The sequence below is a fragment of the Hwanghaeella sp. LZ110 genome (assembly GCF_048892525.1).
Classification (GTDB): domain Bacteria; phylum Pseudomonadota; class Alphaproteobacteria; order UBA8366; family Aestuariispiraceae; genus Pacificispira.
Genome location: NZ_JBLZHT010000002.1, coordinates 58,648 through 84,015 on the forward strand (window position 1 = coordinate 58,648; position 25,368 = coordinate 84,015).

The following is a 25,368-nucleotide window of genomic DNA, read 5'->3' on the forward strand; positions in this document are numbered from 1 at the left end:
GGCACAGTCTGTTTTAGAATGCGACACTCCGGTTCGGGCCCTAACCCTTTTGTTTCGACAGGCTGCGGATCACCAGCGTTAGCTCGTCGCGCTCAAAACTTAAATCCTCGACATCGCCAGGATCGTCGGTTTTCGCCAACCGCGCCTTGATCTGGCGCAATACTTTTTCCAATTCCTGCACCATCAGCGCGCGCTCTCCGGCGGTGACATCTTCCAGCACCACCTCCTGCTCCATCATCAGATTGGCAAAGGCGTCCATGTCGGATTTACCCAGATCCACCAGTTTGGCATCCAGATCAACCCAGACATCTTCCCATTTGTCATACAGGGTTTTCAGCGCCGATCCGCGCCCGCCGCCGTGGGAAGACAGGGTTTCTTCCATGCCCACCATCAGGCGAACAAATTGCCATACATCCAGGGTCACATCCGCCATGGGGTCCATCCTTCATTACCAGAACTGCGTTTCTTGAACTCATTGCGCAACCTACGCCGGTTGACCGGATCAGAAAAGCATCGCGCAGGATACAGGGGGCGTAAGCGAAACGTCAGGAAATCGTCCAAAATCCGTAACAGAAGCCTGATAGCTAGACAGGCTACGGTGGCATTCCGTCATCGCACAGGAAGGTCAGAGTCATGATGATCGACGCCCAGACTTACGACGGACAGGATATGTTGGATACTGTTGGTGACGATGTCGCCGCCGCCTTCGCCTCCATCGAGGGTGAAATCCAACAGGTTGCCCATTGGATGGATGATGCCTTTGGCGAGATCGAGGCGGACGCCGCCCGTTATGCCCCGATGCTGACCAGCGTGGCCCGCCCGATGCGCGGCACATTGGCGATGGGGGTCGCCCTGTTCACGCGCATGACAGCGGTCATGCCCCGGCACCGCCTGATCAACCGGTAAACATATCCCGGTTCGTTTCCGCCCCCATTCGGAAAAGCTTCCCGACGCGGACGAGTCGCGCTAATTTCAGGCTATGAACTTTTTCCGCAGCCTTACCCAGCCGCGCCGCAAGACAGCGCCGACCCCCACGGAAACCCGCGTGACCGTGCCCTTGAACGGGCAGGAAACGGATGTGGTGCTGCGCCGACATCCCCGCGCCCGACGCCTGAAGTTGCAAGTTGATGGCAAGTTGGGTCTGCCTGTCTTAACTCTGCCGCCCGGCGTGACAGAGGCAGAGGGCCTGTCCTTTCTGAATCGCAATGCAGGCTGGACCCGCAAACGGATGGAAACACTGCCGGAAAAGGTTACCTTCGCCCCCGATGTGATTTTCCCGTTTCGCGGTCAGGACCTGCAGATCGATCACCGGCCCGATGCGCGGGGAACAGTTTCCATCGACGGGGACCGGCTGATTGTGTCGGGCGGGGCAGAGCATCTGAGCCGCCGGGTCACCGATTTCTGTAAGAAGCAAGCCAAGGCGACGATCAAGCCGCTGGCCGGACAATTGGCCGCAGAGCTGGGTCGGAAGCCCAACCGGATCACGATCCGGGACCAGCGAACCCGTTGGGGATCCTGTGCGGCGAATGGGGATTTGTCGTTCAGTTGGCGTCTGATCCTTGCCCCGCCGGATATCTTGGATTACGTCGTAGCCCATGAAGTCGCGCATCTGGTTCACATGAACCATTCCACCGCATTCTGGAAAACGGTCACTCAACTTTACCCACAGTGTGACCGCGCCCGGGACTGGCTTGGAATTCACGGGACGCGGCTGCACCGCATCGGTTGATCGGCACATCTGTCCTGCCGGGAGACCCAAACCAAAAGGAGCCTGAAATGGCATCGCGTATCGCACCAGGGTTTCTGGTGCTGGTGACCTCTTTGGTTGCGATGGGGGTCGCCTCCATGGCCTTGTATGTGCCCTCCCTGCCCGCCATCCGGGCGGAATTCGGGGTCCTGCCCAGCGACACCCAGGTCACGCTTACCCTGTTCTTTCTGGGATTTTCCTTCGGTCAATTGCTTTTTGGTCCGCTGTCAGATCGTTTCGGGCGGCGACCGGTCCTGCTGGTCGGACTGTCGCTATATATGGTAATCAGCCTGTCCTGCGCCTTTGCCACCAGCATTGAAATGCTTCAGGTCGGGCGCTTCTTTCAGGGGTTTGTTGCCTGTGTCGGGCCGGTGGTCGGGCGCGCCGTGGTGCGCGACGCCTTTTCAGGCAAAGCAGCCGCAGCCGCCTTTTCCGTTCTGGGCACGGCGCTGGCCGTGGTGCCCGCTATCGCGCCCATCCTGGGGGGCCAGATCCAGACCCATATCGGATGGCGCGCCAGCTTCTATCTGCTGGCCGCCCTCAGCCTGATCCTGTTGATTGTTTGCGCCTTCCGCCTGACAGAATCCCTGATCCACAAAAATCCCGATGCCATCAAACCTGTGCGACTGATTAAGATTTATGCGCATCTGCTGACCAGCCCCTATTTCATGGGAAATGTGCTGGTCTCCGGCCTGGCCTTTGCCGGCTTCTTTGCCTATTTCACCGAAGCGCCTTTTTTGTTCATTGGGGAATTGGGCCTGCGGGAAGACGCTTTCGGGGCCATGATGCTGTTTACGGTGACAGGCTATGCCAGCGGCAGTTTCCTGTCGGGGCGATTGGTGCCGCGCCTTGGATCCCGGCGTGTCGTCTTCATTGGCTGCGGCTTCCTTCTGGTCGGTGCCAGCCTGTTGCTGCTGCTATCGGGCACGTTGAGCCTGGTGAATGTGATTGCCCCGATGAGCCTGTACACGATCGGATTTGGCATGGTCATTCCAGGCAGCATGGCTGAAGCCCTGCGCCCTTTTCCAAGGGTGGCAGGCAGCGCATCCGCCGTTTTGGGGTTCTTTCAGTTCTTCTGTGCGGCAATGACCAGCCTGATCGTCCAGCCGCTATATGATGGTACTGCCGTGCTGTTGTCTGTGGTCATTCTGTCGGTCGCGGTTCTGGCCCTGGTCCAATATCTGATCCTGGCAAACACCATTCCCCCCGACGGGGAGGCCTGAGGATGATCACACGACCCGATCCCCGCGGCGTGGTGATTACCACATTGCTGGTGCTGATGGTCGCGACAGGTCCAATTTCGACTGACCTGTATCTGCCCGCCCTGCCGGGGTTACAGGGATATTTCGGGGCCTCTGCCGCGACGGTCCAGTTGACCCTGTCGGTCTATCTGGGGGCCTTTGCTGTGTCGCAATTGATCTATGGCCCCTTGTCGGATCGATTTGGCAGACGCACCGTCGTTGCCGCCGGGATGGGGCTTTACACCCTGGCCTCGCTGGCCTGTATTCTGGCCCCCACCATCGAATGGTTGATCGCCGCGCGCTTTGTTCAGGCACTGGGCGGCTGTAGCGGCGGGGTCATTGCGCGCGCCATCGTGCGCGATGTGCATGGCGCACAAGGGGCGGCCAAAGTGCTGGCCAAAATCGCGGCCGCGATGGGACTGGCCCCCATGATCGGGCCCGTTCTGGGGGGCTTTCTGACCAATCTTTTCGGCTGGCAGGCCTGCTTTATCGTGCTGACCTGTGCTGGCGGGATTGCCCTGTTCGGGGCCCTGTTCGTCTTGCAGGAAACCAATGCCACACTGGATTCAACCGCCCTGTCGCCGCGCCAGATCATGCGCAATATGGGCACCTTGCTGCGCGACCCGAATTATATGGGATATGCCCTGACTGCCAGTGGCAGCTATGCCGGGGCCTTCGCCTTTATCTCCGGGTCCAGCTTTGTCTTTATTCAAGTTCTGGGCGTATCTGTTCAGGGTTTCGGGTTCTGTTTCGCCGCTGGTGTGGCGGGTTACATCCTGGGCGCACAAATCGCATCGCGCCTGCCCGGCGGTGTACGAACGGTGGGCTGGGGCGCTGTGCTGAACATTGTGTTCGGCCTTGCCATGGTAATGCCAATACTGATCGGCATCGAAACCGTCGCCACCGTGCTGATCCCCATGGTTTTATATATGATTGGTATGGGGATTATTCTGCCCCATGCTCAAGCGGGCGCGGTTGGTCCCTATCCCCGCATGGCGGGCACAGCATCGGCCTTGTTCGGCACCATGCAATACAGCATCGCCGCCTTGTTGGGGATCGCCGTCGGGCAGGGTTTCAGCCTGGCGGGGGGTGTTACGCCCTTGCCCATGGCTTTCGGTATCGCCGGGGCAGGATTCTTCACTTTTATGTGTTACCTGATCCTTCTGCGCCCGTTCTTGTGGCGAAAACCGGATCTGGAATGAGGCAATACCGTGGCATTCTGAGCGCGCGTGCTTGACTCGCGTTGACGCAAGGACATGGGGATACCACTTGGATTGAAGTAAATTCATGCGCAACGATCATGAAACCGGGTGCACCACCCGCCATGCATGATAGTCTAAGCGCAAAAGCGCGCGTCAGCTTCCGGCGCAAAATATGTGAGGACGACATGACCCACCTAAGAAATCCAAATACCCTAAGGGACCGCCAAGTCCCGGATCAGAGCCAGGCTGTGGCCGAGCCCCTGTCGCATGATCCAAACACTGCCATTCGGCTGCGATTCCTGAATATGATGCTGGCGGCAACTTTGGGCTTGGCAATGCTGCTCGCCGCCCATCCCAGCTTTGCCCGGGGTGCCCCGGAAAGTTTTGCGGACTTGGCTGAAAAACTTTTGCCCGCCGTGGTGAACATTTCCTCGGAACAGGAAGTCAAGCGGGATGGCCCCTTCCCCGAACAATTCATGGAACGCTTTGGCCGTGGCGGTGAAAATCAAAGCCCACGCAAGGCGCAAAGCCTGGGCTCTGGCTTCGTGATCGATGGCACCAAAGGCATCGTGATCACCAACAATCACGTTATCGAAGGCGCAGATTCAGTCAAAGTCATCCTGCAGGACGACCATGAATATGTCGCCGAGATCGTTGGTTCCGACCCGTCCACCGATGTCGCTGTTTTGAAGATTGATCTGGATGGAAAAACCCTGCCGGAAGTGCCGTGGGGTGATTCTGACACAATGCGCGTTGGCGATTGGGTTGTTGCCATCGGGAACCCGCTGGGCCTGGGTGGGACCGTCACGGCAGGCATCATTTCCGCCCGTGGTCGCAATATTCAAAGCGGCCCTTATGACGACTATATCCAGACCGATGCCTCCATCAACCGCGGGAATTCTGGCGGTCCGCTGTTCAACATGGATGGCCAGGTGATTGGCATCAACACCGCGATCTTTTCACAAACCGGCGGGTCTATCGGGATCGGGTTTTCCATCCCATCCAACCAGGCCATGAATGTCGCCGATCAGATCCTGAAATACGGATCGACCCGACGCGGCTGGTTGGGTGTTTCCATTCAGGAAGTGACGAAAGATATCGCCGACTCCCTGAATTTGGAGGAACCCCATGGCGCCTTGATCTCCACCGTTCATGATGGCGGCCCCGCTTTGGCGGCTGGTTTCAAGGCCGGTGACGTTGTGGTCAAGTTTGGCGGCAAGAAAGTGGACGATACCCGCGAATTGCTGCGTCTGGTCGCCAATGCACCGGTTGACGAAGAAGTCGATGTCGAAGTCTGGCGCGACGGCAAGACAATAACCCTGTCCCCGATTCTGGGCCAGCGCGAAAAGATTGATCTGGCTGCCCTGTCCGATAATGGCATGCCCGAAAAAGGCGCTGGAACGATCAGCAAGCTGGACTCTCTGGGCCTGGAAATCGCCGGTCTGACCGATGAAATCGCCCAGGAATACGGAATTCAGTCCACGGAAGGTGGTGTTGTCATCGCCGGCGTCGCCAGTGGATCAGATGCCGAAGAAAAAGACCTGCGCGTCGGGGATGTGGTTCTGGAAGTGAACCAGAACGCGGTATCGACCCCGAAAGATGTCGAAACCGAAGTTCAATCAGCCCTGGATTCAGGCCGGTCATCGGTCCTGCTGAAAGTGTTGCGCGGGGATCGTAAGATCTTTGTCGCGGTGCGCTTCGCCCGATAAGAGGCTGCGCATCAAGGTCTCTCCTGTCCGGCGCTCGCCATAAGCCCGGTTGGGAATAAAGCCCCCGGACCCGAAAGGGCCGGGGGTTTTGCATTTTTGGGGGCTTTGCTTTTAGGATCAAACTATCTTGCCCCACTGCAAGGCTTCAGCTATGGCATTGACTATCGTGCTTGAGCTCATGCGAGCGCATGATGCTCGTATCCTTTTATGACTCTTAACAGGATTCCCATGACAGAGGCTCGCAACAAAGAATATCCCGTTTCCTGGGAAGAATTGCACCGTAACGCCCGTGCCCTGGCATGGCGATTGGCAGAATTGCAGCCCCTGGATGGCGTTGTCGCAATCACGCGGGGCGGATTGGTCCCTGCCGCCATTGTGGCGCGGGAACTGGATGTGCGGCTGATCGATACGGTCTGTGTCGCGTCCTACGACCATAAAAAACAGGGCGCAGCCTCCATCCTGAAGAATGCCGGACAGGCGGGCGATGGCGAAGGCTGGTTGATCGTGGATGACCTGGTCGATACCGGAAACACCGCCAAGATCGTGCGGGAAATGCTGCCCAAGGCGCATTTCGCCACCGTCTATGCCAAACCGGCGGGCCGCCCGCTGGTCGATACCTTCGTTACCGAAGTATCCCAGGATACCTGGATCCTATTTCCCTGGGATGTGGAACTGGCCTATGCCGAACCAATCCGCACACGGGGGCAAAAGCGCTGATCAAACGGCGCGCAGGGATCGCAGTTTCGGGTCCAGCGCATCGCGCAGCCCGTCGCCCAAAAGGTTAAGCCCCAACACCGTCCAGACGATGGCAAGACCCGGCAGGATCGCCTGCATCGGGCTGAGATACAGCAGGGTCTGGGCGTCGGCCAGCATTTTGCCCCAGCTGGGATCGGGCGGCTTAATACCCAGCCCCAGATAGCTGAGCGCGGCTTCCGCCAGAATGGCTGCGGCGAATTGAACCGTCGCCTGCACCGCAACGACGCCCGCAATATTGGGCAGCAAATGCACCAGTGCGATGCTGGGCCAGGGACGCCCAATGGCGATGGCGGCCTGAAGAAAGGGTCTGGCCATGATGGACAGCGCCGCCCCCCGCACCACACGGGCAAAGACGGCGATGTTAAAGATCCCCACCGCCACAATCACATTGATCATGCCGGGCCCATGAATGGCCGCGATCAATACCGCCGTCAGCAGCGCCGGAAAGGCGAAGATCAGATCAGACCCCCGGGCAATCGCCGTATCGATCAGACCATTCCGGTTCATCGCGGCAGCCAGACCCAGGGGCAGCCCCCCCGCCAATCCAACCCCAATTGCCGCCAGCCCGACCCACAAGGCCGTCTGGGCCCCCCCCATAATGCGCGACAGGATATCCCGGCCATACAGATCGGTCCCCAGCCAGTGGGCCATGCTGGGGCCTTGCAGGCGGTCGATGATGGATTGCTGATCCGCCGGATATGGGGTCCAGAAACCAGCCACCAGGGCGGTGATCAGCACGATCGCCGTCAGGGTCCCGCCAACCCACAATTGCGGCAGGGCTCCCTGTGCTTTTCGTCCCAGCATCAGCAACCGCATCACCGCACCCTCCGCAAGCGCGGATCGATAAAGCCATAGGCGATATCAACGAAAAAGCTGAGCACGATCACAAATCCAGACAGCATCAACACCAGATCGCGCACCAGAATAAGGTCCCGCTCAAAAATCGCCTTCAACAGCAATTGACCGATGCCCGGCAGGTAAAACACATTCTCGACAATCACCGACCCCGCCACCAGAAAGGCAAATTGCAGGCCCATCAGGGTGGCAATCGGGATCATCGCATTGCCCAATGTGTGCCCGAACAAGACCCGCGAGACGCTCAATCCCTTGGCACGGGCCGTCCGGACATAATCTTCCCCAAGCGTCTCCAGCATCGCGGCACGCACCATGCGGGACAAAATCGCCGCCTCAGAAAAACCCAAAGCCAGGGCTGGCAGGAACAGCGCCTTCAGCGATCCGACAGGATCATCCTGCCATCCGGGAAAGCCCCCCGCATTGAACCAGTTGTTCAGAACCGCAAAGACAAGGATCAACAATAAACCGAACCAGAAATTCGGCACAGCCAGCCCAATTTGCGCAAAGCCCATCAGGATCAGATCCGACAAACTGCCCCGACGCATCGCAGCGACCATTCCAACGGGCAGGGCAATTGCGGTCGCGATGGTGAAGGCCATCACCGCCAGGGGCAGGGAAACCGCCAATCGATCCCGCACCATGTCCCAGATCGGGATTCCATAAACCAGACTGTCGCCCAGATCGCCCGTCAGCAATCCGCCAATCCAGTCGCCATATCTCAGCAAGGCCGGGCGGTCCAGTCCAAGCTGGGCACGGATCGCCGCCAGCGTATCGGGCTGAACTTCGGTTCCCAACAGCAATTGGGCAGCGTCACCCGGCAGTAACTCCAGAACCCAGAACACCATCAGCGAGGCAACGAACAGGGTCAGCACCAACATCATCAACCGATGGGAGATGAACCCTGCCATGGCCTAGTTACAGGCTCCCAACCCGGATGGAATATGGCCTCTTCCCGCTCCTACTCCCACTCCTACTCCCACCGGGCACCGGTCATATCATTGGCCTGGATCGGCGCATTCTGCCACAGGCCTTTCAGATCCTTGCGCTGGACTGTGACCTTGGCCAATTGGAACAGAAACGCGTTTGCCGCATCATCGGCCAGCATTCGCTGCGCTTCCTTATACAGCGTATTGCGTCCCGCCGGGTCTGACACGGTATCAATCTTTGACATCAATGTTTTAAAAGCCGGATTGTCATAGCCAAAATAGTAATCATCCCTTGCATAAATGCCGATATCCAAGGGTTCCGTATGTGAAACGATGGTCAGGTCGAAATCATGATCGCCCTTGAACACCTCTGACACCCATTGGCCCCAATCGACTGGAATCTGTTCAACGTCAAAGCCTACGGCCTTCAATTGTGCCGCCACAATTTCCCCACCCCGCCGGGCATAGGTTGGCGGTGGCAATTTCAGCACCAGCTTTGTTCCAGGCGCAACGCCAGCCTGGGCCAACAGGTCTTTCGCTTTTTCCGGATCATACGGGGTGGCTTCGGTCAGATCGGTATAAGCCGGATTATGCGGCGCGAAATGCGACCCGATCGGCGTGCCAAAGCCAAACATGGCCCCATCAATAAGCGCTTGGCGATCAATTGCATGCTGGATCGCCTTGCGGACCCGAACATCCTGTAACAGCGGGCGGCGCTCATTCATCGCCAGAATGGTCTCTCCCTCGGTCGTGCCCTGAGTGACCACAAATCGCGGATCAGCCTCAAACTGTGCAACCGATTCCGGCGCGCCGATATATGGGACCGCATCGACATCCCCCGCCAGCAGGGCCGTCACCTGCGCGGAAGGATCGGCGATAATTTTGAAGGTGACGCTGTCCATCGCGGGCTTTTGCCCCCAATAATTTGAACTGCGGACCAGACGGATTGAATCACCGCGCGTCCAGTTGTCCAATTTATAGGGACCCGTCCCAACCGGATTGGTCTTGTTGGTCTCAGCAGAGGCGGGATCGACGATCACTGCATCGCCCCAGCCCAGATTCCACAGGAACAGACCTTCTTTCCGCTTCAATTTGATCACGACGGTTTGTGGATCGGGGGTTTCTATTGTCTCAATGGCGGAAAAAAGACCCTTCTGCGCATTCTCTGACCCTTCGGCAACCGCCCGGTCGAAGGAGAATTTCACATCTGACGAGTCAAGGGATGCACCATCGTGAAACGTCACACCCTTGCGCAGGATAAAACGATAGGTCAGCCCATCATCTTCAATGACCCAGCGTTCCGCCAATCCAGGCTTAACCTGACCCAGCGCATCAATGCGGGTTAATCCCTCAAACAGATTGGCATAGACAACTTCATCGATGGCAGCAGGCGCGCCCGCCGTCGGGTCCAGATGCGGCGGTTCCAGCGTGATCGCCAGGACAACACCCGTCTTTGCCGATGCCGGACCGATCAGGGCCATTGCCATAAAGCCGCCGGCGACCAGCAACCCCATGGTCCGAAACAGGACGCGACCAATACCCGAAACAGATTTAATGCCGTTGTTCTTTGTCATTGCTTTCCATCCCCACACCGCTGTTTCCAAGTATCCAGTGTTTCCAAGTATCCAGGCCTTCAAACGGCCCTTTGCGCGGCGCGATTAAACCCTATTCCAACGCACCGCGTCTACAGTAACCCACTGATAGCCTTATGTCATAGCCCCTTGTTGAATTTATCACGCCAGGCAGGCCAGCTATTGCCCAGAGACCGGGCCTCATAAACGCCACGGGCGATGGCGCGCGCCAGGACATCCGCACCGATCGCCCCTAATCGCGCAAGACCAATGGCATCAACCGACGGACCCTGTGCCGTCGCCAGGGCAAAAACCGTGTCCCCATCAAACGGCGTATAGACAGGCCGCACGGCCCGTGCCAAACCGGCCTGGGCCATTGTTACGAAGCGTTGGGTATCTTCATGCGACAGCGCGGCATCTGTCGCGACCACGGCGATAGTCGTATTGCTGCGCGCATAGGGTTTTGCATCGGCCCCCAGCTTTGGAAATACCGGGCCTGATGGAACCTTTTGCGACGGGCCGCACCCGCCAAATTCCTCACCAAGCTCGAACGGGGCGGCATAAAAGCGACCATCGTCGCCACAGACATCGCCAAAGCAATTCACCGCCACCAAGGCCCCAACCGTCGCCCCCGTGACAGGATCAACTGCAGAGGCACTGCCCAGCCCGCCTTCCAGACCCCCTGCCCGCGCGCCATATCCGGCCCCCGCCTTGCCCTGGGCGAACTCAACCCCCGCCGCTTCTATCGCCTGCAGTCCCAAGGCCCGATAGGGCGCATCCATGCCCCAATCCTTGTCACCGCCATTGACCAGATCAAACAGAATAGCAGCCGGAACGATGGGAACCAGCGGCCCTCCCGTCTTGTAGCCCAAACCATGGGCTGCCAGCCAAAGCTGAACCGATCCCGCCGCATCCAGACCAAAGGCCGACCCGCCCGACAGAACAACCGCATCCACCGACTGGACCAGCCTGCCCGGGGCCAGCGCATCAGTCTCGCGCGTGCCGGGCCCACCGCCCCGCACATCCACGGCGGCCACAGCACGATTTTCACCACACAGAATGACAGTCGTACCGGTTTGACATGTCACGTCATGCGCATTCCCAACGGTCAAACCGGCGACATCTGTCAGGGCATTGCCGGGGCCGGGGCGTACCTCACTCATGACGCATCCTTCTCATCCCCCACAGACCAATCTAGGTCCGGGTCCAACGGATAGATCGGTCGTCGCAGGGCAGCATAGCCCAGTTTGGCGTTATCGGACGTCGTCACACCATCGCCATCCAACGTCAGGGTATGTTGAGCCAGAGTCCCAAAACCCGCCCGATAATGAATGCGGGATTTTAACAACAGGTACTTCGTCCGGGTCGGATCAATACCCATCATTCTAAAGACACCGATATCCCAGGGTTCATGGTGCAAGGAGGTAACGATCAACCGCACGCCCTGCACTCGCAGCAAGGCTGTTGGACCGCAGGAGACTTCTACGCCGGTATACATTGGCCCTTCAACTGTAAATCGCCCATCCGACAGGCCTTCGACAATGCCGGTCACGGGCAGCGGCTGTCCCGTTCTGTTCAGGCTGGGCATATCGGTCTTGCCTCCCAGATCCAGCGATACAGTTGCACCCGGCCCGGCCTCTTTCATTGCCGCCACCGCCGCTGGATCCCAGACGGTGGCCACCGCCACGTCCTGCAAATCCTGACGCAGGACTTCCGCGATCACGGTCATGACATCCTGCGTTGCGCCGGATCCGCAATTATCCGCATGATCCAACAATATGACAGGTCCGGTATTATATCCTTTTGCCAGTGCCACCGCCTGGCCCAGATCATGGGGTTGATAAATGAAGTCGGCTCTGGCACCCCAGCATTTGGTCAACAGATCATCCCGCGCCGCTTCTGCCAGATCAAAATCCCCCTGATCGGCAATCACGATGGCGCTGGTTCCTGCATCTTCGATATCAGACAAGGCAAATCCGCCAAAGACAGTCGCCGCCCCGATCCCGTCTCGGGCTTCCCAATGGCGGCACTGGGCGATGATATCGCGCATTGGGGCGTCATCGGTCCCCTGCCTCAAGGTCTGCGATAACAGCGGCACCTGGCCCCAGGCCATGACCGGCTGCGCCTCCCCCCTGGCCGCAGCCAGCACAATCCGCCCCACCTGATCGGCGACCTCATACATATCGACATGGGGATAGGTCTTATACCCAATCAAGGCGGTGCAGTTTTCCACCATCTCTGCGGTCAGGTTACAATGCAGGTCACAGGTGACCGCGATGGGAAGCTCGGGGGCAATCTCTCGAATGGCGCGCAGCAGGGCACCCTCTCCATCCGGCGTGCCGTCCGCCACCATGGCCCCGTGCAGGTCCAACAAGGCAACATCACAGCCACGGGCAACTTCTTCCAAAATCTGATCGGTCAAATGCTGATACGCCTCTGCCGTCACCAGCCCGGCAGGCATGGCTTCGGCGGCAACCGGGGTAACAATCTCCGCCCCGTCCGCCTCTGCCAGCCGAAAATAGGCCGCCAGCGGCATCCGCGTGTCGCGATAGGTGCGCACCACATCAGCCCCATACTGCAACCCCCAATCCTGAAACCGCGCCAGATCGGTCGGAATGGGCGAAAACGTATTGGTCTCATGCTTCAACATCGCACATAAAATGCGCATGGTCAGGCTCCATCCGTTTTTTGCATCATGCCAATCTGTCAGAACATTACAATGCGCGTTGACCGGAAATTAGCCATCATCGCTGCGGGCACGTTCGGGTAGGGTTAAGGCAAAAACGGTGCCCGTCGAGCCGGTTGTGCGCAAAGCCAGGTCCCCGCCATGGCTGCGGGCCAGTTCACGGGCGATAGACAGGCCAAGGCCTGTGCCCCCTGCTTTTCCAGATCCTTCAAAAGGCAGGAAGATGTTTTCCAGGGCGCGGGGTGACAAGCCCGGACCATCATCCTGCAGCGTGATTTCCACCACATTATCCTTGCACCGGCCCGTGACGGTTATGCATGTCGCCCCCGCCTCTGCCGCATTGCGCAAAAGATTGTTCATGATGCGAAACAATTGTGCCCGGTCGCCATGCACTGACAGCCCTTCATCCACGCCATTTTCCAGTTCCGCCCCATTGGGCAGGCCAAACCCGGCCTCTGTCACGACACTGGCGATCTTCACATCGCTGAGCATCAGATCCGGCGTATCATGGCCGACATAGTTCAGCGTCCGGGTGCACAGGGCGACCGCGCGGTCTATTGCATCCAGGATACCAGGGGCAATACGCCGCACCTCAGGATCTTCAGAGGTTTCCAATCGATCCGACACGACCAGGGCGCTGGACAGGATGCCGCGCAGATCATGATTGATCTTAGCCACCGCCGTGCCCAGGGCGGCCAGATGTTTTCGCTGGGTCAGCGCATCGCGGATTGTAGTCTGCATTGATGCCAGTTCCCGTTCCGCGACACCAATTTCATCCAATCGCGTGCTGGGGCGCATGACCAGGCTTTGGTCTTCTGGATGGGACCGAAACTGAATCATGTTCCGGGTGATGCGCTTCAACGGCCTTACCAATTGCCGCCGCAGCACCAGAAAAACCATGAAGGCCGTTGATACCGAGATAGCGAGGCTGAGAAAGAAAATCCGTACCGCAAAGGCCCGGATCGCCTCCCGCAAGGGCGCATCGTGGAACACAATCTCGATCTCTACATCCGGATTCCGGGGTGACGGGCCAATGACGCGCACAACTTGTTCCTTGTCCTGAACCAGGGCCAGCAAAGCCTGACCGATCATGGTCATGGGGCTTTCCTGGGTCGGAATCAGGGTTGCCGCAATAGGGGGGGGCATTTCCTGCATCAGCGATAATTTTGAATCGCCGCGTTTTGCCGCCACAGAATAAGCGCCGACGAAACCAAGCAGTTCCGCTGTCATTTCCTGTGACACCATCCCGTCTGGCGAAACCTCCAGAACCAGCACCGCCAGATGCGCGGCCTGCAACCGGTCTGCCAGATAGGTTTCACGAAAACGTGCCACAGAAGGGGCGAAAATCAGCACTTCCGCCAGCATCACAAATATCACTGTCAGCAACAAAAGTCGTGCAGAGAGACTCTTCATAAACACCCCTAATTGCGCATTCTCAGGCTATTGACCCCTATCACAACACGAATCATGGCTGATTCGTCTTGCAACGCGTTGACTTGCGCGCCTCACCCCACTATACAGCGGCGTCGAAATCCGGGGCGCAACCCCAAAGACGTCGGAGACGGAACTGTGAAACGTACTTTTCAACCTAGCCGCATTGTTCGCAAGCGCCGCCATGGCTTTCGCGCGCGTATGGCAACAAAATCTGGTCGTATCATCCTGGCAAATCGTCGGGCTAAAGGCCGCAAGAAGCTGTCCGCTTAAGCCATTGAACAAGCCCGTTGTCTAACAGCCCACGCGCCGGTAGCCATGCTTTTACGGACGATCACGCTGGACAGACTGAAAAAACGGGCGGACTTCTTGCGTGTAACGCGTGAGCGGAACAGCGCGGGTATGCCTGGTCTGGTCTTACAAGCAGCCCCTTCCGGGGTGGCTTCCAGAGCAGTCGGGCCCGCTGCGGCGATGATCGCGGACCAGAACGCGCATTCAGACCAGACTGAACCAGCGGGCGGCGGAGACGGCGCCCGCATTGGCTTTACAGCAAGCCGAAAGGTTGGCAATGCTGTTGCGCGAAATCGGGCCAAGCGACGCCTCAGGGCATTATCAATGGAAGTGATGACACAACATGCCATGCCGGGACGGGACTATGTTCTTATCGCGCGGCAAACCACACCAACACGGGACTATAATGCGCTTCGGGGCGATCTGGAACGGGCGCTTAAGCGGTTAAAACTTTGGCGGTAGCACAGTTAGCGCCCCACAGGTGCAGAGGAAGAGGCAAGGCGGATGAACGAGAATAACAGGAATCTGGCGCTGGCAATCGGCCTGTCGATGTTGGTTTTATTCGGCTGGCCCTTCATCCAGGGTCATTTCTTTCCCGCGCCCCCCAAGCCCGTTCAAACCCAATCTTCCCCATCCAACACATCCTCTTCTTCCATGGGAGACCAGGCTGGCACGGGAGAACAGGCTGGCGTTCCAGGTTTGCCCAATACAGGTGACGCGACTGCTACAGGCGTGGTGTCGCGCGATGAAGCGCTGACACAATCCCCCCGCATCACCATCAATACGCCCCGCCTTAGCGGATCGCTTAATCTAAAAGGCGCGCGGCTGGATGATCTGATTCTGAATGATTATCACCAGACCATCGAAGAATCGTCTCCGAAAATTGATCTGTTACAGCCGACCGGCGGCACCAATCCCTATTTCGCCCAATTTGGTTGGACTGGCGAAAACGGCTTGGATGTCCCGACCAGCGATACGGTGTGGAGCGCAGACAGCCAAGAATTGGATGTCGGCAAGCCGGTCACCTTAAGCTGGACCAACGATGCCGGAGTTCGGTTTGAACAGGTAATCAGCCTGGATCAGAACTTTATGTTCACGGTGGATCAACGGGTCATCAATAATTCAGGCGACACCATTTCCGCCACGCCCTATGGCCGGATTTTCCGGGGCGAAAAGCCGGAAACCCTTGGTTTTTATATCTTGCATGAAGGCCTGATCGGCGTTTTTGACGGCACGCTGCACGAACGTAAATATGATGATCTGCCCGACGAACCGGGCATGAAGGAAAGCTTCCCCACCACCGGCGGCTGGATGGGCATTACCGATAAATATTGGCTGGTTGCCCTGATCCCGGACCAGAACAATTCTGTTACCGGCACCTTCCGTCAGACCGGCACCGCGGACCCGCAATATCACGTGAATTATATCATGACGCCACAGGCTATCGCGCCGGGTGACACGATGGAACAAACCGGGCGGATTTTTGCCGGGGCCAAGGAAACAACGCTGCTAGACAGCTATTCCGAAAACCTGAACATCACCAATTTCGACCTGGCGGTTGATTTTGGCTGGTTCTATTTCCTGACCAAGCCGATCTTCTACGTCATCCATTGGCTCAACAGCGTGCTTGGTAACTTTGGTCTCGCAATCATCGGCATGACCACCTTGTTCAAGATTTTCCTGTTCCCGCTGGCGCAGAAATCCTACAAATCCATGAGCAAGATGAAGCTGTTGCAGCCGAAGATTGTCGAAATGCGCGATCGCGCCGGCGATGATAAGCAAAAACTGCAACAGGAAATGATGGCGCTGTATAAGAAGGAAAAGGTAAATCCCCTGGCTGGGTGTTTGCCGGTTCTGGTTCAGATCCCGATTTTCTTCTCGCTGTATAAGGTCTTGTTTGTCACCATCGAAATGCGCCATGCGCCGTTCTTTGGCTGGATTCACGATCTTTCCGCCCCGGATCCCCTGGGCATGCTGACCCTGTTCGGACTGATTCCCTGGGATGTGCCAACCCTTCTGCACATTGTGAATATCGGACCCTGGCCGCTGATCATGGGCTTTACCATGTGGTTCCAGCAAAAACTGAACCCGCCCCCTGCCGATCCGATTCAAGCCAAGGTTTTTGGCCTTATGCCGATCTTCTTCACCTTCATTCTGGGAGGTTTCCCCGCCGGTCTGGTGATCTATTGGGCCTGGAACAACTCGCTGTCGATCTTGCAGCAATATGTCATCATGCGTCAGATGGGCGTCGCGATTGGCGGCGGTAAGGCTGATACGTCAGACAGCACTGACGGGACGAAATCCGTAGCGGGCAAATCCGCATCCCCGAAGGCGATTTCTGACGACAGTGCACAGAAAGCCACCTCAAAAGACCCTGATGTTTCAAATGCCGCTGCAAAAAAGACCGCTGGCAAGAAAGCCGCCGGTAAAAAAGCATCGGGGAAAAAGGCATCTGGCAAAAAGGCGCGTGGTAAGAATGCCCCGCCCGCAAAACCCAGCAACGACGACAGCGCGGCTGACTAACACCCCGCTGCACAGAGGCGCCATTCGCTATGGTCGATTTCGACGCCAACAGCCAGGATGAGGCCGCGCTGGAAACAGGGCGCCTGCTCTTTGCAAAAGAATGCACATTCATGCTGGGCTGCGTGACATTGGAGCAATTGCCTGCCCCGACCCTGCCAGAAATTGCCTTTGCGGGGCGGTCCAATGTTGGAAAATCCAGCCTGATCAATGCCCTGACGGGCAGGAAAGCCTTGGCCCGGACCTCCAACACGCCGGGACGCACACGAGAGATCAATTTCTTCGAATTCCGCGACAGGCTTCGGCTGGTCGATATGCCAGGCTATGGCTTCGCCAAAGTGCCCAAGGCCGTGGTTGAAGGCTGGACACAGCTGATCCATGATTATCTGCGCGGTCGCGCCGTGCTGCGTCGCCTGTGCGTGCTGGTCGATGGTCGCCACGGCCTGAAGCCCAATGACGATCAGCTGATGACCCTGCTGGACAAGGCCGCTGTTAACTATCGTGTGGTCCTGACCAAGGCGGACAAGCCCCATTCCGCCGAAATACGCAGAATATACGACGATGTCGTGCTGGCGCTGAAGAAACACCCCGCTGCGGTTCCGGAACCCATGATCACCAGCGCCGAAAAGGGTCTGGGGATCGCAGAATTGCGGGCAGAACTTGCAAGCTTTGCGGAGCCCCCGGTATCGGGCTAATGTGGCAGCGGATCAAACAGGAAAACGGAATTGACCATGACTGAGGACGGAACGGCAGCAAGTCATCATCCAGGGGCGGGCGACAAGGCGCGACGCCGGGTAGAATGGCTGGCGCAAGCAGGCATCTTAACGGAAGCCCTGCCGTTTATGCGGCGTTACAATGACAAGACACTGGTCATCAAATACGGCGGCCACGCCATGGGTGACGCCCGATTGGCCAGCCTGTTCGCGCGCGATATCGTTCTGCTGAAGCAAGTCGGCGTGGATCCAATCGTGGTGCATGGCGGCGGCCCGCAAATCGGCCAAATGCTGAACCGAATGCAGAAAGAAAGCGTCTTTGTCGATGGCTTGCGGGTCACAGATCAGGAAACCGTCGACATTGTTGAAATGGTTCTGGCGGGCAGCATCAACAAACAGATCGTCGCCTCCCTGCAATCCGAAGGCGGGCAGGCAATTGGCCTGTCTGGCAAGGATGGCGGGCTGATCAAGGCACGCAAACTGTCACGCACGACGAAGGACCCTGAAAGCAATATCGAAATGGTGTTGGATCTGGGCTTTGTCGGCGAACCCTATGAATGCGACACGACCATTCTGGAAATCCTGCGCAAAAGCGATTTCATCCCCGTCATCGCACCGATCGGCATGGGGGAGAATGGCCAGACCTATAACATCAATGCCGATACAGCGGCGGGTGCCATCGCTGGGGCCGCAGGCGCCAAACGCCTGTTGTTACTGACCGATGTTGCAGGCGTGCTGGACAAACAAGGCCAGTTGATTCCTGAAATGACAGTATCCGAAGCGGAAAAGCTGCAGGAGCAAGGTATCATCAGTGGCGGTATGATTCCAAAGATCCAAACCTGTATCGATGCAGTCCGGGGCGGCGCTGATGGCGCGGTTATCCTGGATGGTCGATCACAGCACCAGATTCTGCTGGAACTGTTCACCGAACACGGCACAGGAACCCTGATCCGCGCGGATTAAAGCATTAGGGGAGCATGGTGCGGGCGACATCCTGTAACATGTGCAACTGATCGCGCACCGTCCGGATTTCATCCAGATCAAGGGTTGTTGTGATCAAGGCTGGCGTCAAATTCGCCCGAATCAGATCGCGCCCATCGGGGCCGCACACCTTACTGAGCCCTGAAAAACCCGGCCCCTGGTCTGAGGCCGCGAAATCGCAATAAGCAACGAAAATGCTATTCTCATAGGCGCGGCTGGGGATCACGACATCCGACACGATCCGCCATTTCGCATTCAATGCTGTGGGGATCAACAGGACGGACGCCCCCGCCAGTGCGGCCTTGCGGGCATTTTCCGGAAACTCGATATCATAACAGATCAACAAGGCGCATTGAACGCCCGCAACGGTGAACAGAGACCCCGAAGATCCGGTCGAAAAGCATTCCTTTTCATAGTCACAGGGCAGATACTGTTTACGATAATTATGGGCCAAAACGCCCGATGGATCGAAATAGGCCGCGCTGTTATAGCGCTGTGCACCTGCCTGTTCAGAATAGCCCAGCACCAACCCGACCCCATGGGCCTTCACAAGGGCACCAACCTGGCGCAGGAACGGGCTGTCCTGGGATACCGCCATAGCCCTGGCGCGGTCTTCCTGACCATAGCCGCAGACAAACAGTTCCGGCGTCAGCAACAGATCCGCCTGCTGCGCGGCCGCGTCCTTCAGGGCGGCCTCCAGATCGTTCAGAACATCAGAAAAACCGCGGTCCATGGGGGCCGCCTGCAAAAGCGCCAGGGTCATCATCGTCATAAAAATACAATCCGCATTCAATGCAGGCCCAAAAATTGTGGCAACCACAGGGACAGGGCGGGGATAAAGGTCACCATCAACATTACTGGCAGGGCGACGAAGAAAATCAGGGACAAAGCCGGTGCAACAGCCTTATGAATCGACACTTTCCCGATCCGACAGGCCATATACAGGATGGGTGCGACCGGGGGGCTGTTTGCCCCGATGACAACAGAACAGGCAACGATGGAGGCGTAATGTACCGGATCCACCCCGTTCGCTATCATCAAGGGCATCATCAGCGGCGCGATAACAACAGTGACGGACAAATCATCCATGATCATGCCCACAAAGATCAGGAAGGCATTGACCAACAACAGGATCAGGATGGTGTTTTCGGTCACCTGGGTAACCGCTTCTGTCAGTTCCTGTGGCACGCTTTCCGCCACCATGATGCGCCCGATCATAAAGGAAAACAGCAGGATCAGAATAATTGTCCCGGTTGTTTCACCTGCTTCCAGCAGACTCTTCTTAAATCGTGCCAGGGTTAAATCCCGATAGATGAAAAATCCAATCAAGATAGCCAGGAACAAAGCCACCGCCGCCGCCTCTGTCGGGGTGAAAACACCCCCATAAATGCCGCCTAGAATAACAACCGGCATCATCAGGGCTGGCGCCGCCCGAACCATAGCGCGAAAGCCCGTATCGCCATTCTCTTGCGCCTTCAATGCAGCAAGGCGTTCTGGCGTATCCTTCAGAATGCGACGCGTCGTCCATTTGTTGAACAACAGCAATCCGACCATCAGCATCAGACCCGGCACGACTGTTGCTGCGAACAGGGCCGTGATCGACTGTTTGGTCACAACCCCAAATAAAATAAGAGTGATAGAGGGGGGAATAAGAATGCCCAACAAAGACGAAACCCCAAGCAAGGCGCTGGTATAGCCCCTTGGATATCCTCGTTCCGCCAGGGGATCGATCATGATCGTGCCGATGGAGGCGACGGCGGCTGTCGCGGTCCCTGAAATCGCGCCAAATACCCCTGAAGACAGGATCATCGCCCCGCCCAGACCGCCCTTGCGGCCCTTCAGGGTCAGCGACATGAAACGGATCAAGCGCTCCGCCACCCCACCGCTTTGCATCAGATATCCCGCCAGAACGAACAGCGGCAGCGCCAGCAGAATGACGGAATCAAGCGATCGGAACCCCTGTAGCAACAGGGTCGATGTATTCACATCATACGCCCAGACCAGATACATCAGCACACCGGCAAAGGACCAGGCGACGGGCACACCAAACACCATAAGCCCCATCAACAACGCAATTGCCCAAACCGCTTCCATGGGTCAACCCTCCCTTGACGGGGACCGGACACAGACCAGTCGGACCGCATGGATAAAATCACGCAGGGCATAGACCGAACACAGCACCGCGGCCAACACGATGGCCGATTGCGGTAACATCAAAGGAAGGCCCAAGGCGGCGGTCGTCTGCGGCCGTTTGATCGACCAGGCGACCATATCCTGTGCCAGGCTGAGAAAGAACAGGCTGAGCACCACCATGATGACCGACACGGCCAGCGTGTGGAAGGCGCGCACCCGATCACTGCGAATGGAATTGGTCAGGAAATCAACAACCAGATGCTCTTTGTTTCGGGCGGCGATAACCGCCCCGCACATATACAGCCAAATCGCCGACAGCGTTGCCATTTCCAGCACCCCGACGACGGACCAGCCCAATACGAAACGGGCCAAAACCAGAAACAAAATAAACCCGGTGACAGCGAGATTGGTGACAATCACAACCAGGCCCATAATGCCCATAATCACCCGGTCGACTTTTTCAAGAATCTGCAACACGCGCACACCCCCACCAATAGCCCAAAGCAATGGGCCGCTGTCATTTCGACAGCGGCCCAGTACCTTTATTTCACATTCGCACGGATCAAGTCCATGAGTTCCTTACCAACATCATTGTCCATTTGTGCCCAGACTTCGGCCCGTACCTTTTTGGCAATCGGGGCGATCTGTTCATCCGTCAGTTCGATATATTTCATCCCTGACTGGATCGCCAAATCCACATAGTGCTGGTCTTCCGCTTGTGCTTCTTCAAACTGCTTTTCCATTTCAACAACAGCTGCATCCTGAATCAGCTTCTGATGTTCCGGCGACAGCTTTTCAAAGCTTTCCAGATTGGCCAGCAGGTTGCCGGTCACGAAAGTGTGCTTGGTGCGGACGTAATAATCCAGAACATCCCGGAAGTATTCATAATCCCAGTAAATGACATTACCGGCATCCCCATCCACAACCCCGGTCTGGATCGAGGTATAAACTTCGCCCCAATCAATCGCAGCCGTTTGATATCCCATGGCTTCCAGAGTTTGCGGGAAGGGGAAAATCGGCGGTGTGCGAACTTTAATATTCTGCGCACCCGCAATGTCCGTCGCATAACTTCCCCGTGTGGCAACACCGTTGAAGCCTTCCGGCCAGGCGCCAAAATATTTCAGTCCGATATCGTTGAAGACCTGATTGACGGCACCATTGACCCAGCCGCCTGGCTTATAGGCCTCAAAGGCCTCATCCCAGGAGGTGACCATATATGGGGTATTGAGGATACCAATACGCTTGTCATAAGAAGTAGACGGCCAAGACAGCATCAAGTCCACTTCCCCCGCAACAAAGAGGTCAAAAACCTCCAACTGACCGCCCAGTTCATTCTGATAGAATAGCTTTACCTTGATCTCCCCGTTTGAGCCTTCCTCAATGGCCTTAGCCCAACTGGCGATGGCCTGACCGGATGGTGAATCCCGGTCCCCGGAATCGGTTGCGATTTTCAGTTCGGTTTCGGCGAATGCCGGTGCGGCCATCAGGCCGGCGGCCATGGTCGCAGCGACGAGCATTTTCTTAATCATCTGAGTCTCCCATTTAGAACCATGCCCCATATAATTGGACATAACGATTGTTACGCTATTTGCATAACGTGCGTTATGTGGTTAATTGAGTCAATGATAAATTTCCAGACAGCATCGGTCGATCAAGGATATAAATTTGAATCAGAAGGATGCTTCCAGCGCAACGCGCACCCTGACACGAGACGATTGGGTCAAGGCGGCACGCACTGTTCTAATCGAAAAAGGCATATCGGGCGTCCGATTGCGCAGTCTGTCCGAATCTTTGAACGCAACGACAGGTGCGTTTTACTGGCAATATCGCAAATTGGAAGACCTGCTGGAAGACGTGCGTCAGGATTGGGCCCGAACCAATAGTGATCCCTTTACTGAGGCCATCGAAGCAGCAGGCCCGGACGGCATGCGCCAATATCTGGCCTATGTGCGTGTGCTGGTCTTAGACGGCACTGTGGATCCGCGCTATGACAATGCAATCCGGGACTGGGCCCACAGTTCCCCGCGCACCGCTGAGGTCCTTAAGACAATTGAAATCAAACGGATCGACCAGTTAACATCGGTCTTCAAAGCCATGGGTTTTCAGGACAAGGCGGCCATCATTCGGGCGCGCGTTACCTATTTCCACCAAACCGGCTATAACGCGATGCAAATCAAGGAAACTCAGGAAGAGCGCCTGCGCAACCTGCCCTACTATGCGGAAGTTCTGACAGACAGCACAGTGATGCACAGGCTGCCTACGCCCGATGATGTTCGGAATTTTCTGCTGACCGGTGGATTTCCGGATTCCGGGGTTGAAAAAAGCTAAAGCCCGACAGCCGCCTCTTTCTCCGCCCGCAATGCAGCAATGCGATCCCGCTCCCGCTTGCCAATCCGTTCACTTTCAGACTTAAGCTGACCACAGGCGGCCAGAATATCCTGACCGCGTGTCTTGCGGATCGTCGCCACCATCCCGGCCTTGTGCAGGATGGCCAGAAAACGCTGCATCCGATCCGGGTCGGAACATTCATAGTCACTGCCCGGCCAGGGATTGAACGGAATCAGGTTCATTTTCGACGGAATGCCTTCCGTGATGCGCAGCAAGGCCCGGGCATCGGCATCGGAATCATTCACGCCCTTCAGCATGACATATTCCCAGGTCACACGCCTAGAATTGGTCAGGCCTGGATACTCCTTCACCGCTGCCATCAATTGCGCGATGGGATATTTGCGATTGATCGGAACGATCTGATTGCGCAATTCGTCGCGCACAGCATGCAGCGACACAGCCAGCGACAGGCCCATTTCCTCGCCCACGCGCTTGATGTCGGGCACCACGCCGGACGTCGACAACGTGATCCGGCGGCGGCTGATCGCAATGCCATCCCCGTCGGCGACCAGGCGCATCGCGGCCAGCACGTTATCGGTATTATACAGTGGCTCCCCCATCCCCATCAGAACGATATTGGTGATGCGGCGGTCGCCATCTTCTGCCTTGCCCCAATCATTCAGGGAATCCCGGGCCAGCATGACCTGACCAACGATATCGCCTGGCGTCAGGTTTCGCACCAGCTTCTGCGTGCCGGTATGACAGAAAGTGCAGGTCAGTGAACACCCGACCTGGGACGAAATGCACAATGTCCCCCGGTCAACTTCCGGGATGAACACCATTTCCGCCTCATTGCCATCTTCATAGCGCAGCAGCCACTTTTCCGTGCCGTCCGTAGATTTCTGATGCATCGACACGCGCGGGCGATTGATATGACAGGTTTCTTCCAGGCGCGCCCGAAAGGCCTTGGACAGATCTGTCATCGCGCTGAATTCCGACGATCCACGATAATACATCCAGCTATACAGCTGTTTCGCCCGAAAGGCTGGTTCGCCCATATCCGCGACGACCTTGGCCAGACCTTCACGATCCAACCCGATCAGGGGAATGCGCGTATCCACCAGGGGCCCTGAAATGGGCGCAAGGGCACCCCCTGGCAGAAAATCATTGAGTTGGGCGACGTCGCTCATCATCTATCCTAAAGAAATCCATCGCGTTTGATGCAGGTCATACCGTCCAAAGGGGGTCTGTGTAAACTGGCGACCAACAGAACCAAAGGAGACGATCCCGTGGCATTCGAAGAATACAAGGCTGAAATCTCGCTTCTACTGTCCCAGATCAGCGGAGATCCGGGCAACGCCCATGAAATACAAATGCGCCTTCATACCCTGTTTGGCACAATGCGCGCAGAAGGCCTGCCCGTCCCGGAAGACCTGAAAACACTGGAGGCCGAATTAGAAGAAAGCTTCGGCCCCGCCGCACCCAAAACCTGATGGGCCGGTGTCTTATGGAACGCCACAGGCCTTGTTTATCGTCTCATTCGCCGCAGTAAAGCCGGTCAGCGAATAGATATCCTTGGTCACCGTGCCCCGGGTGGACGTGCCGGTCACCGTCATTGTTGCCCCGGCGCGCATGGTCTGGACAATTCTGGGCTCATCCTCGCGCCAGGCATAGGCACCTTCCCCGCTGGTATACAAATCGAACTTCGCCCCGCCGATTTCCAGCTTCACCAAAGAGCCCTCCTTAATCGGATAACCCATCTGGAATCCGACTTCACCGGTCGCCCCTTCCTTCGGACGGTGCATCACAAAGGCCCAGATCGGTCCGCGTTTGGAATAATCCCCTTCATCCTTCAAGGGCTTGGACGCCATCGTACAGCGTTCGCCGCCACCCTGCTGATAGGTATAGGCTTGCCAATCCCCAAATTCGCCCAATGATTTATGGTCTTGCGCATAACCAGGGCTGGTCACAACCAATAACAGGGCAAAAGCCCCTATCAGCATGCGCGAAATAGCCTGGGGCAGGATGGGCATAAGTCTTTGAATGCGGGTCATGGTCTCACTTCATTGCCGGTCTGAGTTTAATCCAAGCCTATCACCCTTCCCTGTGTAAGGATGAAGACCACTTTACCATGCCTTCTAAATAAGGCTATTTTTTGAATATGCCAATGATCCGGCACAGCAAAGCTTTCGTATTCCCCATTATGGATCAGTCAACGGTAGTCATAGAGGGAATAGGCCTGTCTTCACGATCTCACAATCGTCTTCGACAGCCACGC

Annotated in this window: 26 protein-coding genes; 13 read left to right on the top strand and 13 right to left on the bottom strand. The window is 57.1% G+C overall.

The features are described from left to right. Nucleotides 1-40: 40 nt before the first annotated feature. A complete protein-coding gene (locus tag ACOSDM_RS03940; RefSeq protein ID WP_420723185.1) occupies nucleotides 41-433 on the bottom strand; it encodes a hypothetical protein in 393 nt (130 codons plus the stop codon). A gap of 200 nt (nucleotides 434-633) precedes the next feature. Between ACOSDM_RS03940 and ACOSDM_RS03945 the strand changes: the two genes are divergently transcribed. The 6 genes from ACOSDM_RS03945 (at nucleotide 634) to gpt (ending at nucleotide 6,616) form a co-directional block, all read left to right on the top strand. Further along, nucleotides 634-906 carry a hypothetical protein gene (locus ACOSDM_RS03945; RefSeq protein ID WP_420723186.1) on the top strand — a complete coding sequence of 91 codons (273 nt, stop codon included), beginning with the start codon at nucleotides 634-636 and terminating at the stop codon, nucleotides 904-906. Nucleotides 907-979: 73 nt separating this feature from the next. After that, nucleotides 980-1,729: a M48 family metallopeptidase gene (locus tag ACOSDM_RS03950; protein WP_420723187.1), complete on the top strand. Its 750-nt coding sequence runs from the start codon at nucleotides 980-982 to the stop codon at nucleotides 1,727-1,729. 47 nt (nucleotides 1,730-1,776) lie between these two features. Beyond that, nucleotides 1,777-2,970, top strand: a complete 1,194-nt coding sequence (locus ACOSDM_RS03955) for a multidrug effflux MFS transporter (RefSeq protein WP_420723188.1) — start codon at nucleotides 1,777-1,779, stop codon at nucleotides 2,968-2,970. Nucleotides 2,971-2,972: 2 nt separating this feature from the next. Beyond that, on the top strand, nucleotides 2,973-4,190 hold the full coding sequence (locus ACOSDM_RS03960) for a multidrug effflux MFS transporter (RefSeq protein WP_420723189.1): 1,218 nt from the start codon (nucleotides 2,973-2,975) through the stop codon (nucleotides 4,188-4,190). Between the two features lie 185 nt (nucleotides 4,191-4,375). Beyond that, nucleotides 4,376-5,899, top strand: coding sequence for a DegQ family serine endoprotease (locus tag ACOSDM_RS03965; protein WP_420723190.1), 1,524 nt, complete (start codon nucleotides 4,376-4,378; stop codon nucleotides 5,897-5,899). Between the two features lie 228 nt (nucleotides 5,900-6,127). Continuing rightward, nucleotides 6,128-6,616 (top strand): xanthine phosphoribosyltransferase, encoded by a 489-nt coding sequence (gene gpt, locus ACOSDM_RS03970; protein WP_420723191.1) that lies wholly within the window; start codon nucleotides 6,128-6,130, stop codon nucleotides 6,614-6,616. Here the strand turns inward: gpt and ACOSDM_RS03975 are convergent, their stop codons facing one another. From ACOSDM_RS03975 to ACOSDM_RS04000, 6 genes are all read right to left on the bottom strand, one after another. Beyond that, complete coding sequence (locus ACOSDM_RS03975; protein WP_420723192.1) at nucleotides 6,617-7,471, bottom strand: ABC transporter permease; 855 nt, start codon at nucleotides 7,469-7,471, stop codon at nucleotides 6,617-6,619. Continuing rightward, nucleotides 7,471-8,418 carry an ABC transporter permease gene (locus ACOSDM_RS03980; protein ID WP_420723193.1) on the bottom strand — a complete coding sequence of 316 codons (948 nt, stop codon included), beginning with the start codon at nucleotides 8,416-8,418 and terminating at the stop codon, nucleotides 7,471-7,473. Before ACOSDM_RS03980 ends, ACOSDM_RS03975 begins: the two co-directional genes overlap by 1 nt. A 62-nt stretch (nucleotides 8,419-8,480) precedes the next feature. Next, the gene (locus ACOSDM_RS03985) at nucleotides 8,481-10,010 is read right to left on the bottom strand and encodes an ABC transporter substrate-binding protein (protein WP_420723194.1); all 1,530 of its coding nucleotides are present in this window, start codon (nucleotides 10,008-10,010) and stop codon (nucleotides 8,481-8,483) included. A 137-nt stretch (nucleotides 10,011-10,147) separates the two neighbouring features. Continuing rightward, entirely contained in the window at nucleotides 10,148-11,170 is a 1,023-nt protein-coding gene (locus tag ACOSDM_RS03990; RefSeq protein WP_420723195.1) for a P1 family peptidase, read from the bottom strand. Further along, entirely contained in the window at nucleotides 11,167-12,675 is a 1,509-nt protein-coding gene (locus ACOSDM_RS03995; protein ID WP_420723196.1) for a M81 family metallopeptidase, read from the bottom strand. The genes ACOSDM_RS03990 and ACOSDM_RS03995 overlap by 4 nt, the downstream gene beginning before the upstream one ends. 69 nt (nucleotides 12,676-12,744) lie before the next feature. Next, nucleotides 12,745-14,106 (bottom strand): sensor histidine kinase, encoded by a 1,362-nt coding sequence (locus ACOSDM_RS04000; protein ID WP_420723197.1) that lies wholly within the window; start codon nucleotides 14,104-14,106, stop codon nucleotides 12,745-12,747. Nucleotides 14,107-14,262: 156 nt separating this feature from the next. On the opposite strand from ACOSDM_RS04000, the gene rpmH reads away from it, so the two are divergent. The 5 genes from rpmH to argB are packed head-to-tail and all read left to right on the top strand — an operon-like array spanning nucleotide 14,263 to nucleotide 18,611. Then, complete coding sequence (rpmH, locus tag ACOSDM_RS04005; protein WP_420723198.1) at nucleotides 14,263-14,397, top strand: 50S ribosomal protein L34; 135 nt, start codon at nucleotides 14,263-14,265, stop codon at nucleotides 14,395-14,397. Nucleotides 14,398-14,442: 45 nt separating this feature from the next. Continuing rightward, the gene (rnpA, locus tag ACOSDM_RS04010; protein WP_420723199.1) at nucleotides 14,443-14,877 is read left to right on the top strand and encodes a ribonuclease P protein component; all 435 of its coding nucleotides are present in this window, start codon (nucleotides 14,443-14,445) and stop codon (nucleotides 14,875-14,877) included. 42 nt (nucleotides 14,878-14,919) lie between these two features. After that, nucleotides 14,920-16,938, top strand: a complete 2,019-nt coding sequence (gene yidC, locus ACOSDM_RS04015) for a membrane protein insertase YidC (protein WP_420723200.1) — start codon at nucleotides 14,920-14,922, stop codon at nucleotides 16,936-16,938. Between the two features lie 29 nt (nucleotides 16,939-16,967). After that, complete coding sequence (gene yihA, locus ACOSDM_RS04020) at nucleotides 16,968-17,630, top strand: ribosome biogenesis GTP-binding protein YihA/YsxC (RefSeq protein ID WP_420723201.1); 663 nt, start codon at nucleotides 16,968-16,970, stop codon at nucleotides 17,628-17,630. Between the two features lie 36 nt (nucleotides 17,631-17,666). After that, the gene (gene argB, locus ACOSDM_RS04025) at nucleotides 17,667-18,611 is read left to right on the top strand and encodes an acetylglutamate kinase (RefSeq protein ID WP_420723202.1); all 945 of its coding nucleotides are present in this window, start codon (nucleotides 17,667-17,669) and stop codon (nucleotides 18,609-18,611) included. Nucleotides 18,612-18,615: 4 nt separating this feature from the next. On the opposite strand, the gene ACOSDM_RS04030 is transcribed toward argB, so the two are convergent. From ACOSDM_RS04030 to dctP, 4 genes are all read right to left on the bottom strand, one after another. Beyond that, nucleotides 18,616-19,401 carry a nitrilase-related carbon-nitrogen hydrolase gene (locus tag ACOSDM_RS04030; RefSeq protein WP_420723203.1) on the bottom strand — a complete coding sequence of 262 codons (786 nt, stop codon included), beginning with the start codon at nucleotides 19,399-19,401 and terminating at the stop codon, nucleotides 18,616-18,618. Nucleotides 19,402-19,418: 17 nt separating this feature from the next. Next, nucleotides 19,419-20,723 carry a TRAP transporter large permease gene (locus ACOSDM_RS04035; RefSeq protein WP_420723204.1) on the bottom strand — a complete coding sequence of 435 codons (1,305 nt, stop codon included), beginning with the start codon at nucleotides 20,721-20,723 and terminating at the stop codon, nucleotides 19,419-19,421. Between the two features lie 3 nt (nucleotides 20,724-20,726). Continuing rightward, the gene (locus ACOSDM_RS04040; protein ID WP_420723205.1) at nucleotides 20,727-21,239 is read right to left on the bottom strand and encodes a TRAP transporter small permease; all 513 of its coding nucleotides are present in this window, start codon (nucleotides 21,237-21,239) and stop codon (nucleotides 20,727-20,729) included. 65 nt (nucleotides 21,240-21,304) lie between these two features. Further along, nucleotides 21,305-22,291 (bottom strand): TRAP transporter substrate-binding protein DctP, encoded by a 987-nt coding sequence (gene dctP / locus ACOSDM_RS04045; protein ID WP_420723206.1) that lies wholly within the window; start codon nucleotides 22,289-22,291, stop codon nucleotides 21,305-21,307. A 136-nt stretch (nucleotides 22,292-22,427) separates the two neighbouring features. On the opposite strand from dctP, the gene ACOSDM_RS04050 reads away from it, so the two are divergent. Beyond that, the gene (locus ACOSDM_RS04050) at nucleotides 22,428-23,090 is read left to right on the top strand and encodes a TetR/AcrR family transcriptional regulator (RefSeq protein ID WP_420723207.1); all 663 of its coding nucleotides are present in this window, start codon (nucleotides 22,428-22,430) and stop codon (nucleotides 23,088-23,090) included. Here ACOSDM_RS04050 and rlmN read toward each other — a convergent pair. Further along, nucleotides 23,087-24,280 (bottom strand): 23S rRNA (adenine(2503)-C(2))-methyltransferase RlmN, encoded by a 1,194-nt coding sequence (gene rlmN / locus ACOSDM_RS04055; RefSeq protein WP_420723208.1) that lies wholly within the window; start codon nucleotides 24,278-24,280, stop codon nucleotides 23,087-23,089. The genes ACOSDM_RS04050 and rlmN overlap by 4 nt on opposite strands. 99 nt (nucleotides 24,281-24,379) lie before the next feature. Between rlmN and ACOSDM_RS04060 the strand changes: the two genes are divergently transcribed. Beyond that, nucleotides 24,380-24,583, top strand: a complete 204-nt coding sequence (locus ACOSDM_RS04060; protein ID WP_420723209.1) for a hypothetical protein — start codon at nucleotides 24,380-24,382, stop codon at nucleotides 24,581-24,583. A 12-nt stretch (nucleotides 24,584-24,595) separates the two neighbouring features. Here ACOSDM_RS04060 and ACOSDM_RS04065 read toward each other — a convergent pair whose 3' ends face one another. Beyond that, nucleotides 24,596-25,144 carry an invasion associated locus B family protein gene (locus tag ACOSDM_RS04065; RefSeq protein ID WP_420723210.1) on the bottom strand — a complete coding sequence of 183 codons (549 nt, stop codon included), beginning with the start codon at nucleotides 25,142-25,144 and terminating at the stop codon, nucleotides 24,596-24,598. Nucleotides 25,145-25,368: the final 224 nt, after the last annotated feature.